The following is a 14,178-nucleotide window of genomic DNA, read 5'->3' on the forward strand; positions in this document are numbered from 1 at the left end:
CAAATTTTGAACATATGAAGCGATTTCTTTTGCTCCTTTTTACCTTAGGGGCTTTACAGTTATCAACCTCCCAAAAACAACATTTTTCCTATTTAGACGTCTTTGATTTGCAATATGCATCGGATCCACAGATTTCACCCAATGGTGAATGGGTGGTTTACCGAAGAATGGGATATGACATCATGAAGGATGGTTCCAAAGGAAATCTTTGGTTGATTCGCACTGATGGAAGTCAGCACCAAAAATTGACCTCCAACGAAGTCAATGAGAGCAGCCCCAAATGGTCGCCCACTGGCGATAGGATTGTGTTTTCCAGTAGCACGGACGAGGGCTCGGAGATTTTCATGTATTGGGTGGCCTCTGGAAAGGTGGCCAAATTAACGCAGTTACCCTTTAGTCCAAGTTCCCTGACCTGGTCCCCAGATGGGAAACAACTGGCTTTCTCCATGAATGTACCGGAAGCTCCACCCGTGATTGCCAAAATGCCCAAAAAACCCAAGGGTGCCAAATGGGCCGAGAAGCCAAGAATTACGGATAGGGTGTATCATGAAGCCGACGGGAGAGGTTATATCAAACCAGGGTTCAACCACATTTTCACTATACCTGCAGACGGGGGTGCGCCAAGGCAAATCACCTCTGGAAACTGGCATCACCGAGGAACACTTTCTTGGGCCAAGAATGGAAGTAAAATTTATTTTTCCGCGAATAGGGTAGAAGATTGGGAATACCGATTTAGAAACAGTGAGATTTATACTGTGGATGTGCAAAATGGGAATATAGAAGCACTGACCGATAGAAATGGGCCGGATTATAACCCAAAGGTTTCTCCAGATGGAAAACTAATAGCGTATCTGGGTTTTGAAGACAAGGTACAAGCCTATCAAATCAGAAAAGTGCACATCATGAATGTGGATGGAAGTGGCAAAAGGGTAATTTCTGAAGGACTGGACCGAACCATTTCCGACATTCGATGGAATTCCAAAGGAGATGGATTGTATGTTGCCTATGATGACAAAGGAAATGGAAAAGTAGGGCTGGTTTCCTTGTCTGGGAACACCTCCAAAATATTGGACAATGTAGGAGGAACCACCTTGGGCCGACCTTATCCCAGCGGGTCCTATAGCGTCTCGAATAATGGGACAATTGCGTACACCCAATCCAGACCTAATTATCCTGCGGAGTTGGCTGTACTCAAACCAAAGGGAAAGAATCCCGTCAAAATCACTGGTTTGAGCAATAGTCTACTCAATTATCGTGAATTGGGCAGGGTTGAAGAAGTATGGTACAAATCTTCGGTAGATGGACGGGACATTCAAGGCTGGGTAGTATACCCACCAAACTATGATGCCTCCAAAAAATATCCTTTTATGGTGGAGAACCATGGAGGCCCCATTTTAAACTATGGAGACCGCTTTTCCGCAGAGATGCAATTGTATGCATCCGCTGGCTATATTGTGTTTTATCCCAACCCAAGGGGGAGTACCAGTTACGGGGAGGAATTTGGAAATCTACTCTACAACAACTATCCAGGGGAGGATTACAATGACGTTATGGATGGCGTGGATCATTGTATTGGAATGGGCATAGCCCATGAAGATCAGTTGTTTGTAACGGGTGGCAGTGCAGGCGGAATAATGTCGGCCTGGATGATTGGGAAAAACAATCGTTTTGAAGCAGCCGTGGTGGCCAAACCAGTTATGAACTGGATCAGCAAGACCTTGGTGGCCGATAATTACTTTTACTATGCAGAACATAGATATCCTGGACAACCTTGGGAAAATTTTGAGGGGTATTGGAAATTTTCACCCATATCGCTCGTTGGTAATATAGAGACCCCAACCATGGTGATGGTGGGGATGAACGATTTAAGAACTCCGCCAAGCGAGGCAAAGCAGTTATACCATGCTCTCAAACTGCGAAAAATAGAAACAGTACTGGTGGAAATCCCAGGGGCAAGTCATGGTATTGCCAGCAAACCGAGTAATTTGATAACCAAGATCGCCCATACAGTTGCTTGGTTTGATAAGTATAGAACCGATAAAGAAAATGAGTAAAAAGAAGAGGCATTGGCTGTGGAACGTATTGATCGTCCTTACCCTTGCCCTATGCTTTTTGGCCTTTTTGGCTCATTACAAAAACTGGCATAAAATAGAAGAAGGTCAACTAAAGATACTTTCCGGCATCTATTACCAAAAAGTTCCCCTAAATGAGATAGACAGCCTTAAGATCGTGGAAAAGGTTCCGGAATTGGAACGTTCCAGTGGATTTTCATGGATGGTGGCGGAGAAAGGGGTTTTCGTGGATTCCATCACCCAATCCAAGGTGTATTTTTTTGTGGATGATTTGGCACAGCACAAGATAAAGGTGGTACACCATGATAGCCTTCGGATGTTCATTAATTTTAAGGATAGTTTGCAGACCCAAGACTTTTTTGAAAATTTGCAACAGCTAGTGGAGCAATCCAATAAACCAAATTGATCGGATAATATGCATTTGAACCAAAGCTTTTCCAAGCGACTGTTGTGGCTTTTTTTAACCATGGTTCCAATGGCTATCATTGCTCAGAACACCATTTCTGTTGAGGTTTCGAATATTCCTTCAGCTGAAGGCAAGGTCAATATTGCGGTTTATGATTCAGAATCTACTTTTTTGAAATTTGAAGGGGTTGTGAAAGCCGGCAGCGTGGAGGCCAAAAAGGGAAAGGTGAATCTGAAACTGGAAAACATTCCTGAAGGGGAGTACGCCCTTGCTATTTTTCATGATGAGAACGGCAACGATAAGCTGGATAAAAATTGGCTTGGAATTCCAACGGAAAAAGTGGCCTTCTCACGAGCCAAGATGAAAACCTTTGGGCCGCCATCGTATCGCGATTGCTGTTTTAAGGTTAAAGGGGATAAGGCCATCAGCATTACTTTTTAGTAACTTTCCGTATGGAAACAATATTATTGGCCCAGCTTATGGGTGCCCTGTATGGTTTATTGGCCGTTGTCTTTGGAGCTTTCGGGGCCCATGCCCTGAAAAAGAAATTGACCCCAGATCTACTTCACAGTTTTGAGACAGGGGTCAAATATCAAATGTATCACGCCATTGTGCTTTTGATCCTTGCCTTTAACCTTGGTTTTGACAATGCACTGGACAGCTATATCGTCAATTGTTTCGTTTTTGGAACCTTACTTTTTTCCTTTAGCATTTACGGACTGTGCCTGAGTGCCGCCAGTGGAAAAAAACTACGTTTTTTGGGCCCTATTACCCCCTTGGGAGGTTTACTCTTGGTTGTTGGATGGGCTCTTTTGCTCTATTCTTTTGTCTCGTCCATGCTATAGGCGGTCAATCAATCTGAACGGGTTCTATTTTACCATAAAACCATGGCGTATGTTGATTGGTAACTGCCACCCATTTCCATTGGTCATTCTTTTTTTGCGCACTTAGGGTCATCAAACCAATTTCCTTGTATGTGGTATCAGCTGGTTGTTCTTTTTTGATCCAAAACATCTTCCAAGAATAATAGGTCAGGGCACTATCATCGTCCAAAAAACGGATTTTGGGCTCTCCAATTTCATAGTAATAATCCAAAGAGTCATTTTTGGCAAACATCAAATGAAACCTTTCCAGTTCGTTTTTTCCTTCAAAAAAGTAACCTTGGGAGTTTATCCAGGTGGCGTCATCAGCAAACTGGGGCATGACCAAGGCCACATCTTTCGAGATCATGGCTTCCTCCCGAAGAGCAATCATTTGTGTCAGGGCCAAGGAATCCTTTTTCCTTGTGTCAGCATCAACATTGGACGATTTTTCATGCATACAACCCGAAAGAATGAAAAATGCCAACGCTAAATAATAGAATGGTTTCATACCCTAAAGCCGTAGATACATGTTCCCGTTAATGGTGTTCAGTTTCAACCTATAGGTGGCATTGTCGAAACTTCCTTCCACCTTTTGGCCCACATGTCTATCGGTGACTTTTAAGTCCAATTTCTCATCAGCATAGATCAACCCATGAATGGTTTCTGCCGTAAGATGTGAATCTCTCATGACCAAATCAATTTCTCCATTGATGGTCTTTAAATCCATATTGCCCTTGTATTGGCCGATGTCTATATTGCCATTGATCAAATCCGCCGTAAAATCCCCTTCAATTACCTCCGCGTTAAGATGCCCATTGATGCTGCTTACCGTAAAATCAGCATTTTTTGGCACGTAGAGAACATAATTAAAAGTGTACATATCGCTGGTATGATAGTAGCTGTGCTCCCCAGCGGGACGAGTTTTCTCCCATTCGTCATGAAAGGCCTTAAATACTGCTTCTGCATTGGATTCGATGCCAATGTAGCCATTACCCTCGTCAATGTCGAGTTTGTAAAGATCCAAATATTTGCCTTCTTTGGTGCGTAAGGTTGCCTTAAAATATATGGTAGACTTGTCCCAGGTCTTGACCTCAATATCCGAAGCAAATTTCACATCCAAATCAATTACCTGGTTGTTATAATTGATGTTTTTTTCTATCACTTTTTGAGCGCTAAGCGATAGGCCCATAAGGCTCATCACCAGCATTGCTGCTAAATTTTTCATGATGTATTGTTTTTTGAGATGAATAAACTTGAAGTTGCCTACTGCTTTCTTAGGTAAATGTTCCCATTGGTGGATTTCAAGGAAATCTTGACCCCTCCATTGTTGATGGCAGCCCTTACTTTTCGGTCGGAAATGGAGGTTAATCCGTTCTTCTCCTCCCGTTCAAGTTCAAAATTGGTGTAGATGTCTCCATTAACGGTACCTAGATTCAAATCTGCTGGAGTACTGGCAGGAAGGGTCACGTCCACATCATCGTTGGTGGTATAAATGGAAATGGGAGTGTCTTGTTTTACCGTATCAAAATCCACCGTGATTCCGCCGTTCAGTGCATTTGCGGTTACAGGTCCGTTGACATTGGAAATTTCAATACTTCCGTTCAATTGGGCATTGGCCTCCACTTCCCCGGAAAAGCCATCAATTTCAATATCCCCGCTCCAAGTACTTTTCACGGAAACGTTTTGCGTTTTGGGAAGGTAGATAATAGCTCCTTCGGATCGCCTCAAATTCTTTACAATCAAGGTATTTCCGTCTTGTACCACATAAAATCCAACCTCCGTATTGTCCGAACCTCCTTCGCCAACTAGCCGGAGTCCTTTGGATTTTTCGGATACCTTGGTGCTTCCACTACCTTTTATTCTGATTTCGTTGGCAGTTTGGGTTCTAAGGGTAATGTCTGATTTGGATTCAATTTTGACCCATTCCACCCCGCTCAAGGCCTTGGTGTAATCGGCCTGTGCTTGGGCCAGGGTGCTTGTTACAAATGCTACTACTAAAATTGATAAATTTCTCATGATTCTTCGTTTTTTGATGCTTCGACTGTGCTCAGCACGGGTTTTTATATAATTTTTGGCAAAGCCAATTTGATTTCATTTTTAACAAAGGGTTGGGTGTCTTCTTGTTCCAACAATCTTTGCATGGGGACCACTGCTTTCTTTTCCTGGTTTTTGACCAAGGCCTTTATAATACCAATCTGAATGCTTGGATTTTTTTCTTTGCCCAATGCCTCAATAAATACCGATTTAACCATTTCGGAAGAAGCAAGGTTGGTGAGTGCTTCAAAGGCATTGAGTCGTACAATATCATTCTCGTCAAACAATAATCTATTGGCCAATGCACTGATAATGGCTTCATCCGGATTTGGGAATTCCTCGATATAACTCACTCCCTGAATCCGTTTGCTGGCGGATTGGTTTTCCATTAAGGAAAGCATGGCCGTTTGTTTTATTTGAAGACTTTCTTCAAGAATAGCAGCTACATCCTGATTGGATTTTTCCATTTCCAAGATTCTACCGGTTTGAAACGCGGCGATGAGCAAAGCAACACTGGCTGCTACTTTGAGCAGGTTGGACGCCCAGCTGCCCTTATTGTTTTCAAGCTTGACCACCTTGGATTGGGAAAGCTTTTCTTGTTCCAAGGCCTGATCAAATTGAACCCTTAATCTATCTGAGGGTACCTGCAGCTGTTCTTTATCAAAAGCGGTGAACAACGTCCTAAGCTCCTCCAATTCTTTTCGGCATGATTCGCTTACCGCAAGATGGTCTTCCACTTCTTGCTTTTCCTTGGGAGACAACAGTCCATCCAGGTAGGCAGGCAGCTGGCTTGAAATAAATTTATCTTTTTCTGACTTCATATTTTCTAATTGGACTCCAGATAAATGACCCGGAGTTTTTTCAATATTCTACTTACCTTGGTTTTTAACGCACCTGGTGTACTGCCTACAATTTCGGCCAGTTCCTCATAGCGTATTTCCTTGTATCGGTTCAAAACAATCAACTCTCGATCTTGGGGATTAAGTTGGTTAAGTGCATTGTGCAATTGACCGTAATCCTCCTGGCGCTCCGCATCATTCGCAACCGCTTTGTATTCCAGCACATCCACAGGTTCATGATATTTGTGGTTTCTGGTAAAGTGGGTTTTCAAGTTGTTTCTGGCAATGCTGAACAGCCATGAAACAAAAGCCCCATCTTTATAAGAACTTCTATACTTTATCAGCTTATAAAAAACATCCTGCGTTAGATCCTCACTTAACATGGCATCTCCAGACATCTTAAAAAGATAGTTGTAGACATGCTTGTGGTGACGGTCAAAAAGTACCTTGAGCAAATCAAGATTGCCGTCGGCAACTTTTCGCATTATAATTTCATCTGAAAGCGCTTCCAATGCTTTTCTTTAGCTGGTTTGTTATCCTATATAGTCAGGAAATTAAGAAAGGTTACACTGGGAGTGAAAAAAAGTCAAAAAAGAGTCATCTGCCTATGAAGGGCGGATTATAAAAAATAAAAAGGTGGATAATAATCAATCGCAACCACAACCGTCATGTCCACAGGCCTTGGAATCCTTTTTTTTGCCTGAAACCAATGACTTGGGCAAATAGAACTTCCAGACCAAATAGCCAATGGCAAAGGCAAGGGTAAGATAGACCAATATGTGTTGTACTAGATCCATTAATTAAGGATTTGAAAGGCGGTCAGTGCTACAAGATACGCAAAAACGCTCATGAAACCCAGTTGAAGCAAGGGCCATTTCCAGCTGTTCGTCTCTCGTTTCACAATGGCCAAGGTGCTCATACATTGCATGGCAAATGCATAAAAAAGCATCAAGGATATGCCCGAGGCCAAATTGAAGAGGGGCTTTTTCCCCGACTCGTCCAGCTCTGCGGCCATTCTGTTTTTAATGGTTTCTTCCTCATCACTGCCCACACTATATATAGTGGCAAGGGTGCCAACAAATACTTCACGTGCGGCAAAGGAGGTTAATACGGCGATACCAATTTTCCAATCGTAGCCTAGAGGCTTTACAATAGGCTCAATAGCCTTTCCGGCGTAGCCAATATAGGAATGCTCCAATTTATGACTTGCTATTTCCTGGGCTTTTGCCCGCTGCTCCAAATCGGCAGTCAAGAGCTGTATGGAATCTTGGGATGCTTTGGGCATCACTTCTCCAGACCGGGTTTGCCTTTCTTCAATATAGCTGTCGATGTTGTTCTGGATGTAATTTTTACTGTACGGACTGAGACCTTCCGTTTCTATTCTCTGGGAAACAATTTCCTCTGCATTTTTAAAGTCCTCAGAAGATCCGTTGGATCCCAAAAACCATAGGACTATGGAGATGGCCAGGATAATCTTACCGGCACCAAACACAAAACTCTTGGTTTTTTCCAGCACCGTATAGGCCACATTTTTAATAAGGGGCAAACGATAGGTTGGCATCTCTACCATGAAGAGGGAACGACTACGGATCTTTAAAATCTTGTTCAAAATGGAGGCAGAGAAGATGGCCATACCAAAACCTATCAAGTACAATAGCATCAAGGTCAAAGCCTGGTAGCTCAACCCCAAAATTCGCCCTTCAGGAATAACTAGGGCTATAAGAATAAGGTAAACGGGAAGTCTGGCTGAACAAGTGGTAAATGGGGTCACCAAAATGGTGATGAGCCGTTCTTTCCAATTTTCAATAGTACGTGTCGCCATCACAGCGGGAATAGCACAGGCAGTTCCAGAAATCAGCGGGACAACACTCTTGCCACTCAGTCCAAACGGCCGCATGAGTTTGTCCATCAAAAATACCACCCGACTCATATACCCTGATTCTTCCAAAAGAGAGATAAACAGGAATAAAAAGGCTATTTGCGGAATAAAAATGACGATACCGCCAATACCCACCAAGATTCCTTCGGCCAACAAATCTGTGAACACCCCAGAAGGCAAAGTGCTCTTTAACCATTCCGCGGCATTGGCAAATTGCTCGTCAATAAAGTCCATAGGGTAGGTGCTCCAGTCAAAAATAGCTTGGAACATCAGCAATAAAATAGCGAAGAAAATCACATACCCATAAACTTTATGGGTCAGGATTTTGTCCAAAGAAGCCCGCAATCCTTTGGCTGCATTGAAATCTACCTTGTAGGTTTCTTTTAAGGCTGTATTAATGAACTGGTATCGCAGAACGGTTTCCCTATGCTGTAATTTTTTGAGTTCGGTCTTGGATTTGGTGGAAAAAGAAGTGGCATCCTGAATGCGTTTCTTTTCTATGGGCATGAAATTTACATCCTGGGTGATGACCATCCAAAGCTTGTAAAGATCTTCATTGGGGAAGGCCTTTTGTAATCGGCTAAAATATTCAGGGGCAATACGGGATGTATCTATGTTTGGGGTATTTGGGAGGGACTCGTAATCTTCAATCAACTCTTTTATATGATCTATACCTCTGCCTTTTCGCGTACTGACCAAGGCAATTTTGGTATCCAACTTTTGCTCCATGGCCGCCAAATCAAGGGAAATACCCTTTCTGGACATTCGGTCGGCCATATTAACGACCAAAATTGCCGGAATCCGAAGGTCTTTGATTTGGGTAAAGAGCAGCAAGTTCCGTTTCAAGTTCTCCACATCGCTCACCACTACCGCCACATCCGGAAAATCCTTATCATTTTTGTTGAGTAATAATTCCACCACAACACTTTCATCCAAGGAGGTGGTATTGAGGCTATAGGTACCTGGAAGATCTAAGATCTGTGCTTTCTGCCCGTTGGGAAGTTTACAAACCCCCACTTTCTTTTCAACGGTAATACCAGGATAGTTGCCCACCTTTTGTTTGAGGCCGGTAAGTTGATTAAAAACAGAAGTTTTTCCAGTATTGGGATTACCGATCAGTGCAACTTTGATGCTCTTACTCATACGGAGGTGGGGTCTTCTTCAATTTCAAGTTCTATTTGTAGGGCAAGGGAGCGTCTAATGGCAATATGACTACCGTTTACGTTGATGTAAATGGGGTCTTTTAGTGGGGCAACCTGAACCACTTCTACAGTATTTCCTGGGAGACACCCTAGTTCCAAGAGTTTAATGGGAAGGGTTAAATCGGAAAATTCCTTGATTACCCCTGATTGTCCCTGTTTTAGATCTAGAACGGTTGCCACAAATCTTATTTAGAATAAATTTAAGTAAGGGCAAAAATAGGCAAAAATGAGCACATAATATTGCCAAACTTTTACTAATTGAAACAGGCGCTCATTGCGCATAACTGGCCTCCAAAATGGCAAGGTCGGCAAGCAGTTGGTCAATCTCCTCGCGATTGGTTCCGTCATAAAATCCCCGAATCCTTCGTTCCTTGTCCACCAAGATGAAATTTTCCGTATGGATCATATCATAAGGTCCGCCGTCGCCGTCCGTCTTCACTGCCAGATAGGATTTTCTGGCCAGCTCATAAATTTGTTTTTTATCCCCGGTGACCAAATTCCACTTGTGATCCAACACTCCCTTTTCTTTGGCATACTTTTTTAATTGGGCAACCGAATCTATGGCAGGGGTGACTGAATGGGATAACAAGAGTACATCATTCTTGTCCATGATGGCATTTTGGATTTCGACCATATTCTTGGTCATTATGGGACAGATGGTGGGACAGGTGGTGAAGAAAAAATCAGCTACATATATTTTATCTTGGTAATCATCCTCTGTAATTTTTTTTCCGTTTTGATTTATCAATTCAAAGTCGGCAATGGTATGATACTTCTTTTTATAGTGCAGGGTGCTGTCCACCAGAGCTTGATCTACCATGGAAGGTTGGTACACAGGCAGCGTTTTCTTGGGTTGTAACGCGTTGTAAAAAAGGTAAATGATCACTACTGAAAGGGCCAAAAGAACGGCTCCAAAAAACTTGAACTTGGAAAAGAAATTCCTCATGTTGCAAAATTACATTCGGCTCAAAGAATCTTCAAGTGAAATCGAGTTTTTGTTCCTAAAACTTTCTTAAATACGTCCATTGCCCAAAATCATCTTTTTATAACAGGGCTAAAAGCGTACTTTTGCGGGGTTTAATATAAGTATAGAAGCTAATGGATCTTTTTACACAGATCGTAATGTTTATAGTGATCATCTCTGTTTTGGTGATTTTGCACGAATTGGGACATTTTCTTCCTGCAAAATATTTCAAGACCAAAGTGGAGAAGTTCTATCTCTTTTTTGATGTCAAATTTTCCTTGTTCAAAAAGAAAATAGGAGAAACGGTCTATGGTGTTGGGTGGCTACCACTTGGAGGCTATGTGAAAATTGCCGGAATGATTGATGAGAGCATGGACACCGAACAAATGAAGGAGGAGCCCAAACCATGGGAATTCCGTAGCAAACCGGCTTGGCAACGATTGATTATTATGTTGGGCGGGGTTACGGTAAACTTTCTTTTGGCCTGGGTGATTTACACCGCCATGTTTGCCAGCAATGGGGAGACTTTTATCCCAGTAAACAAGATTGAACATGGACTGCACGTAGATCCTGTAAGTGAAAAGATCGGACTCAAAACAGGAGATAAAATTCTGGAGATTGATGGGAAAAAGGTTGAAAAACTAGATAGGTACCTATCCATGGATATTCTGTTCGGGGATGAGATCAAGGTGCTGCGTGATGGACAGGAAATGACGGTGCCACTTAGCGATGAAGGAAAGAAAGCGGCCCTGGAAAGTAGAGGGCGTCAATTTATTGTACCTAGATACCCAACCTTGGTGATAGGCCACGTGTCCGATAGCTCCCAAGCCAAAGAAGCGGGAATCCAAATTGGGGACCGTTTGGAAAGAATCAATGGTCAAACCCTTAGTTTTTGGGATGAGGTTACCACCCAAATAAATGGGAATAGGGGCCAAACCTTGAATGTGGATTTGACCAGGGATGGAAGGCTGGTGAATCTACAAGTTCAAGTTCCCGATAGTTTGCCGGTTGGGATTGCACCAGATAGAAATTTGGCTACAGAGCAGCTGTCCATAACCAAGGAATTCAGTGTGGCTTCTGCCATTCCACGTGGGTTTATGGAGACCATCAATGTGTTGGTAAGGCAGGTAAAACAGTTTAAGCTAATTTTTAACCCTATCATTCAAGGATATAAACAGGTAAAAGGACCCATTGGTATTGTGGAATTGATGCCAACGAGCTGGGATTGGGGCTTTTTCTGGAGCTTTATGGCCATGTTCTCGGTTTGGTTGGCGTTTATCAATGTATTACCTATTCCAGCATTGGATGGAGGACATGTGATGTTCTTGTTGTACGAAATGATTAGTGGAAGACCTCCAAGCCAAAAGGTTTTGGAACGGGGTCAGATAGTAGGATTTGTGATTTTGATGGGATTGATGGCGGTTATTTTTGGTAATGATATCTGGAATATTATCAAAAGATTTATTTAGCCTAATTTTGTTTGTGGTCTTATAAAGAAACTGCTATATTTGCACCCGCTTAAGGTAAAAATATTCCTCCTTAGCTCAGTTGGTTAGAGCATCTGACTGTTAATCAGAGGGTCCTTGGTTCGAGCCCAAGAGGGGGAGCAGCAATAGTAAGGCTTTAGAGAAATTCATACTCTGGAGCCTTTTTTATTTGCACGCAATTTGCACGCAGATTGAGAAAAATTTTATTTAGAGTCAAACTTTAACATTTCAGGCTAAATTTTTCTAGAATAACTTGAGATTTGTCCCAAATACTTACCCGAAAACTTTGCGCATGGATCCTGTTTTGATTTTATAGTGTTCGGAACGATAAGCGTTAAGTAAAATTGAAATAGGGCGCACCTACCATTCCCCTTAATACCCTTTTTTCAATCTAAAAGTGAGACTTTTAAACGGAGCTAAACAATATCAAATTTAATTTGACCAAAATAGTTTCCCAAACGCCTACAAACCGAGGCAAATAATATTTTTTACAGTAAAAAATTCTAATGTTTACTGGGCCTACTAAGGTTTTTACAGCAAAAACTTTTTTTGGTCAAAATTCAATCCTACATAATTAACTGAAAATCAATTGACTAAGCAATGTAACATCGCGTTAGCGTGTTACCCTCTTGCTTTACATTCCTCGTCCTGCTGGCAGGACAAAAAATGTAAACACGAAGTGCCTTTCGTCTCAATCATATTTAGGCAAAACACTCCAAATTTCACTGATTCATAAAATCTAAAGAAAATCAGATCATTAGAAATAAAATATAAATCTGTTTAGCATTAATTGAAATCAAAATGCTATAAGAAACTGAATATGGGTATCGAACTGTTTCATAAAAGGTGAGTTAACGAGAATACTAAAAAAGACCAGAAATAGGACTTCATAATCAAAGGTTCCTGCCAATAGCAAAAATGTCTTTTAAAATGGCCTTTTTATAGGATTCTAGAGTAATTAATGTTTTACCAATTTCGATTTCGAGGTAACTCAATTCAACTAATTGAATTATCTACTCCACAATGAGAAATTGAAAAACTAAACCCATTTGAAACCTAATTTTAAAATCAGTAGTCTTATACTTTAGATAGGGGATTGATGAACTTTCAATCCTCATTGCAAATCATTCATCTAAAAAACATAAAGTATGAAAAGAGTACTGATTTTGCTGCTTTTGGCAACCAGCCCGATACTCCTAAGTTTTAATGTCACAAGTTTCTTTGGTATGATTCGTCATGATGTAGATATTGAAAAATATAAAGAAATTGGTAGACAACCCGAGTATAATTGCGTGGGGAGATATTCAATTTCAGAAACAAAGGAAGACTATGCAGTAGGAGTCTTAATATCGCCTCAATGGGTTTTGACCGCAGCACACTTTGTTCAGGATTCCTCAGTATGGAGGTTCGGGGACAACTTTTATCGAACAAAAAGGATAGTCAAGCACCCAAAACTAAAGCCTAACGCCGAAGAAACACAATGGGATGGATGGGATATGGCTTTAGTAGAACTTGAAACGCCTGTTTTGAATATAAAACCTGCGGAGCGCTATCGTGGTAATGAAGAACTGGGTAGAACAATTACCAAGTTGGGTTACGGATTTATCGGAGATGGAAAAGCGGGATTATCTACACCAAGAACGCAAGAGAAACTTGGTGGCCAAAACATTGTTGATGCCATAGGGGGCATATTCGAAGATAGAGAATTCAGTACCAGCGTAATGATATGTGATTTCGACAATCCAGAAAATCCAGAGTCCAACCATTTTGGCTCTCCTATTCCGCTTGAAATGGAAATAGGAGGGTCAAAAGGGGACAGTGGAGGTGGCGTTTTTATGGATAACAATGGTACCCCCGTTTTAGTGGGAATCGTTTCAGGTGCTTTGAACCGTCAAATCAAATACGGAGCTGTAATGGCTTTGGCTAGGGTTTCAAAAGCCAATGAATGGATAGATTCGGTTATCGATTGATATAGTTTCCTCTAATCTAAAATTATCTCTTGACTAATTTGAAACCCATTTTCAAAATCCGTAGTCTTATATTATAGAAAACAAAACTTAAAAATATGTATGCATACTTCGTTATAATCGCAATAGCGTTATCGGTCTTCGGGATTGCCTATACCTTCTTTACATATCGCAATAAAGAACGTATGGCCCTAATTGAATCGGGAATTGATATTGAATATTTCAGACTTAAAACCCAAAGACAGAATATTATGCTGTTAAGTTCTGGTTTGATATTCATCGGTTTCGCCATAGGTATCCTAAGTGGGTTCTTTTTTGAAAAATACCTGTTAGAAAATTATAACCCTAAAGATTATCGCAACTACCCACAGGCATATTTAAGCATGGTTACTTTGTTCATGGGTATGGCAATGCTGGTTGCATATTTTATAAATCGGAAGATGAAAAGCAAAATCAGTAGGTAAG

At 41.5% G+C, this 14,178-nt stretch carries 16 protein-coding genes and 1 tRNA gene; 8 read left to right on the top strand and 9 right to left on the bottom strand.

What is annotated here, in order from left to right:
• Positions 1-14 precede the first annotated feature (14 nt).
• The 4 genes from ACOOE0_RS06540 (at position 15) to ACOOE0_RS06555 (ending at position 3,323) form a co-directional block, all read left to right on the top strand.
• Positions 15-2,054 carry a S9 family peptidase gene (locus tag ACOOE0_RS06540; protein ID WP_420401665.1) on the top strand — a complete coding sequence of 680 codons (2,040 nt, stop codon included), beginning with the start codon at positions 15-17 and terminating at the stop codon, positions 2,052-2,054.
• A complete protein-coding gene (locus ACOOE0_RS06545; RefSeq protein ID WP_420401666.1) occupies positions 2,047-2,478 on the top strand; it encodes a hypothetical protein in 432 nt (143 codons plus the stop codon). Before ACOOE0_RS06540 ends, ACOOE0_RS06545 begins: the two co-directional genes overlap by 8 nt.
• Positions 2,479-2,547: 69 nt before the next feature.
• Positions 2,548-2,919, top strand: a complete 372-nt coding sequence (locus ACOOE0_RS06550; RefSeq protein ID WP_420401667.1) for a DUF2141 domain-containing protein — start codon at positions 2,548-2,550, stop codon at positions 2,917-2,919.
• 11 nt (positions 2,920-2,930) lie between these two features.
• The gene (locus tag ACOOE0_RS06555) at positions 2,931-3,323 is read left to right on the top strand and encodes a DUF423 domain-containing protein (protein WP_420401668.1); all 393 of its coding nucleotides are present in this window, start codon (positions 2,931-2,933) and stop codon (positions 3,321-3,323) included.
• 4 nt (positions 3,324-3,327) lie between these two features.
• Here the strand turns inward: ACOOE0_RS06555 and ACOOE0_RS06560 are convergent, their stop codons facing one another.
• The 9 genes from ACOOE0_RS06560 to ACOOE0_RS06600 all read right to left on the bottom strand — a co-directional run bounded on the left by ACOOE0_RS06560 (position 3,328) and on the right by ACOOE0_RS06600 (position 10,241).
• Entirely contained in the window at positions 3,328-3,849 is a 522-nt protein-coding gene (locus tag ACOOE0_RS06560) for a nuclear transport factor 2 family protein (protein ID WP_420401669.1), read from the bottom strand.
• A 3-nt stretch (positions 3,850-3,852) separates the two neighbouring features.
• Entirely contained in the window at positions 3,853-4,566 is a 714-nt protein-coding gene (locus ACOOE0_RS06565) for a hypothetical protein (RefSeq protein WP_420401670.1), read from the bottom strand.
• Positions 4,567-4,604: 38 nt separating this feature from the next.
• Entirely contained in the window at positions 4,605-5,357 is a 753-nt protein-coding gene (locus tag ACOOE0_RS06570; RefSeq protein ID WP_420401671.1) for a DUF4097 family beta strand repeat-containing protein, read from the bottom strand.
• Positions 5,358-5,401: 44 nt separating this feature from the next.
• Positions 5,402-6,196 carry a zf-HC2 domain-containing protein gene (locus tag ACOOE0_RS06575; RefSeq protein WP_420401672.1) on the bottom strand — a complete coding sequence of 265 codons (795 nt, stop codon included), beginning with the start codon at positions 6,194-6,196 and terminating at the stop codon, positions 5,402-5,404.
• Between the two features lie 5 nt (positions 6,197-6,201).
• Entirely contained in the window at positions 6,202-6,699 is a 498-nt protein-coding gene (locus ACOOE0_RS06580) for an RNA polymerase sigma factor (protein WP_420401673.1), read from the bottom strand.
• 162 nt (positions 6,700-6,861) lie between these two features.
• Positions 6,862-7,011 (bottom strand): hypothetical protein, encoded by a 150-nt coding sequence (locus tag ACOOE0_RS06585; RefSeq protein WP_420401674.1) that lies wholly within the window; start codon positions 7,009-7,011, stop codon positions 6,862-6,864.
• Positions 7,011-9,236 (bottom strand): ferrous iron transport protein B, encoded by a 2,226-nt coding sequence (feoB, locus tag ACOOE0_RS06590; protein WP_420401675.1) that lies wholly within the window; start codon positions 9,234-9,236, stop codon positions 7,011-7,013. The genes ACOOE0_RS06585 and feoB overlap by 1 nt, the downstream gene beginning before the upstream one ends.
• Entirely contained in the window at positions 9,233-9,475 is a 243-nt protein-coding gene (locus tag ACOOE0_RS06595; protein ID WP_420401676.1) for a FeoA family protein, read from the bottom strand. The genes feoB and ACOOE0_RS06595 overlap by 4 nt, the downstream gene beginning before the upstream one ends.
• A 91-nt stretch (positions 9,476-9,566) precedes the next feature.
• Complete coding sequence (locus tag ACOOE0_RS06600) at positions 9,567-10,241, bottom strand: SCO family protein (protein WP_420401677.1); 675 nt, start codon at positions 10,239-10,241, stop codon at positions 9,567-9,569.
• Positions 10,242-10,393: 152 nt separating this feature from the next.
• Here ACOOE0_RS06600 and rseP point away from each other — a divergent pair, with 152 nt between their 5' ends.
• From rseP to ACOOE0_RS06620, 4 genes are all read left to right on the top strand, one after another.
• Positions 10,394-11,728: an RIP metalloprotease RseP gene (gene rseP / locus ACOOE0_RS06605; protein WP_420401678.1), complete on the top strand. Its 1,335-nt coding sequence runs from the start codon at positions 10,394-10,396 to the stop codon at positions 11,726-11,728.
• Positions 11,729-11,792: 64 nt separating this feature from the next.
• Positions 11,793-11,866, top strand: a tRNA-Asn gene (locus ACOOE0_RS06610).
• Positions 11,867-12,894: 1,028 nt separating this feature from the next.
• The gene (locus ACOOE0_RS06615; protein ID WP_420401679.1) at positions 12,895-13,716 is read left to right on the top strand and encodes a trypsin-like serine protease; all 822 of its coding nucleotides are present in this window, start codon (positions 12,895-12,897) and stop codon (positions 13,714-13,716) included.
• A gap of 95 nt (positions 13,717-13,811) precedes the next feature.
• Positions 13,812-14,177 (top strand): DUF6249 domain-containing protein, encoded by a 366-nt coding sequence (locus tag ACOOE0_RS06620; RefSeq protein WP_420401680.1) that lies wholly within the window; start codon positions 13,812-13,814, stop codon positions 14,175-14,177.
• The last annotated feature ends 1 nt before the right edge of the window (position 14,178 follow it).

The sequence above is a fragment of the Flagellimonas sp. genome, assembly GCF_965215805.1.
Classification (GTDB): Bacteria; Bacteroidota; Bacteroidia; order Flavobacteriales; family Flavobacteriaceae; genus Flagellimonas.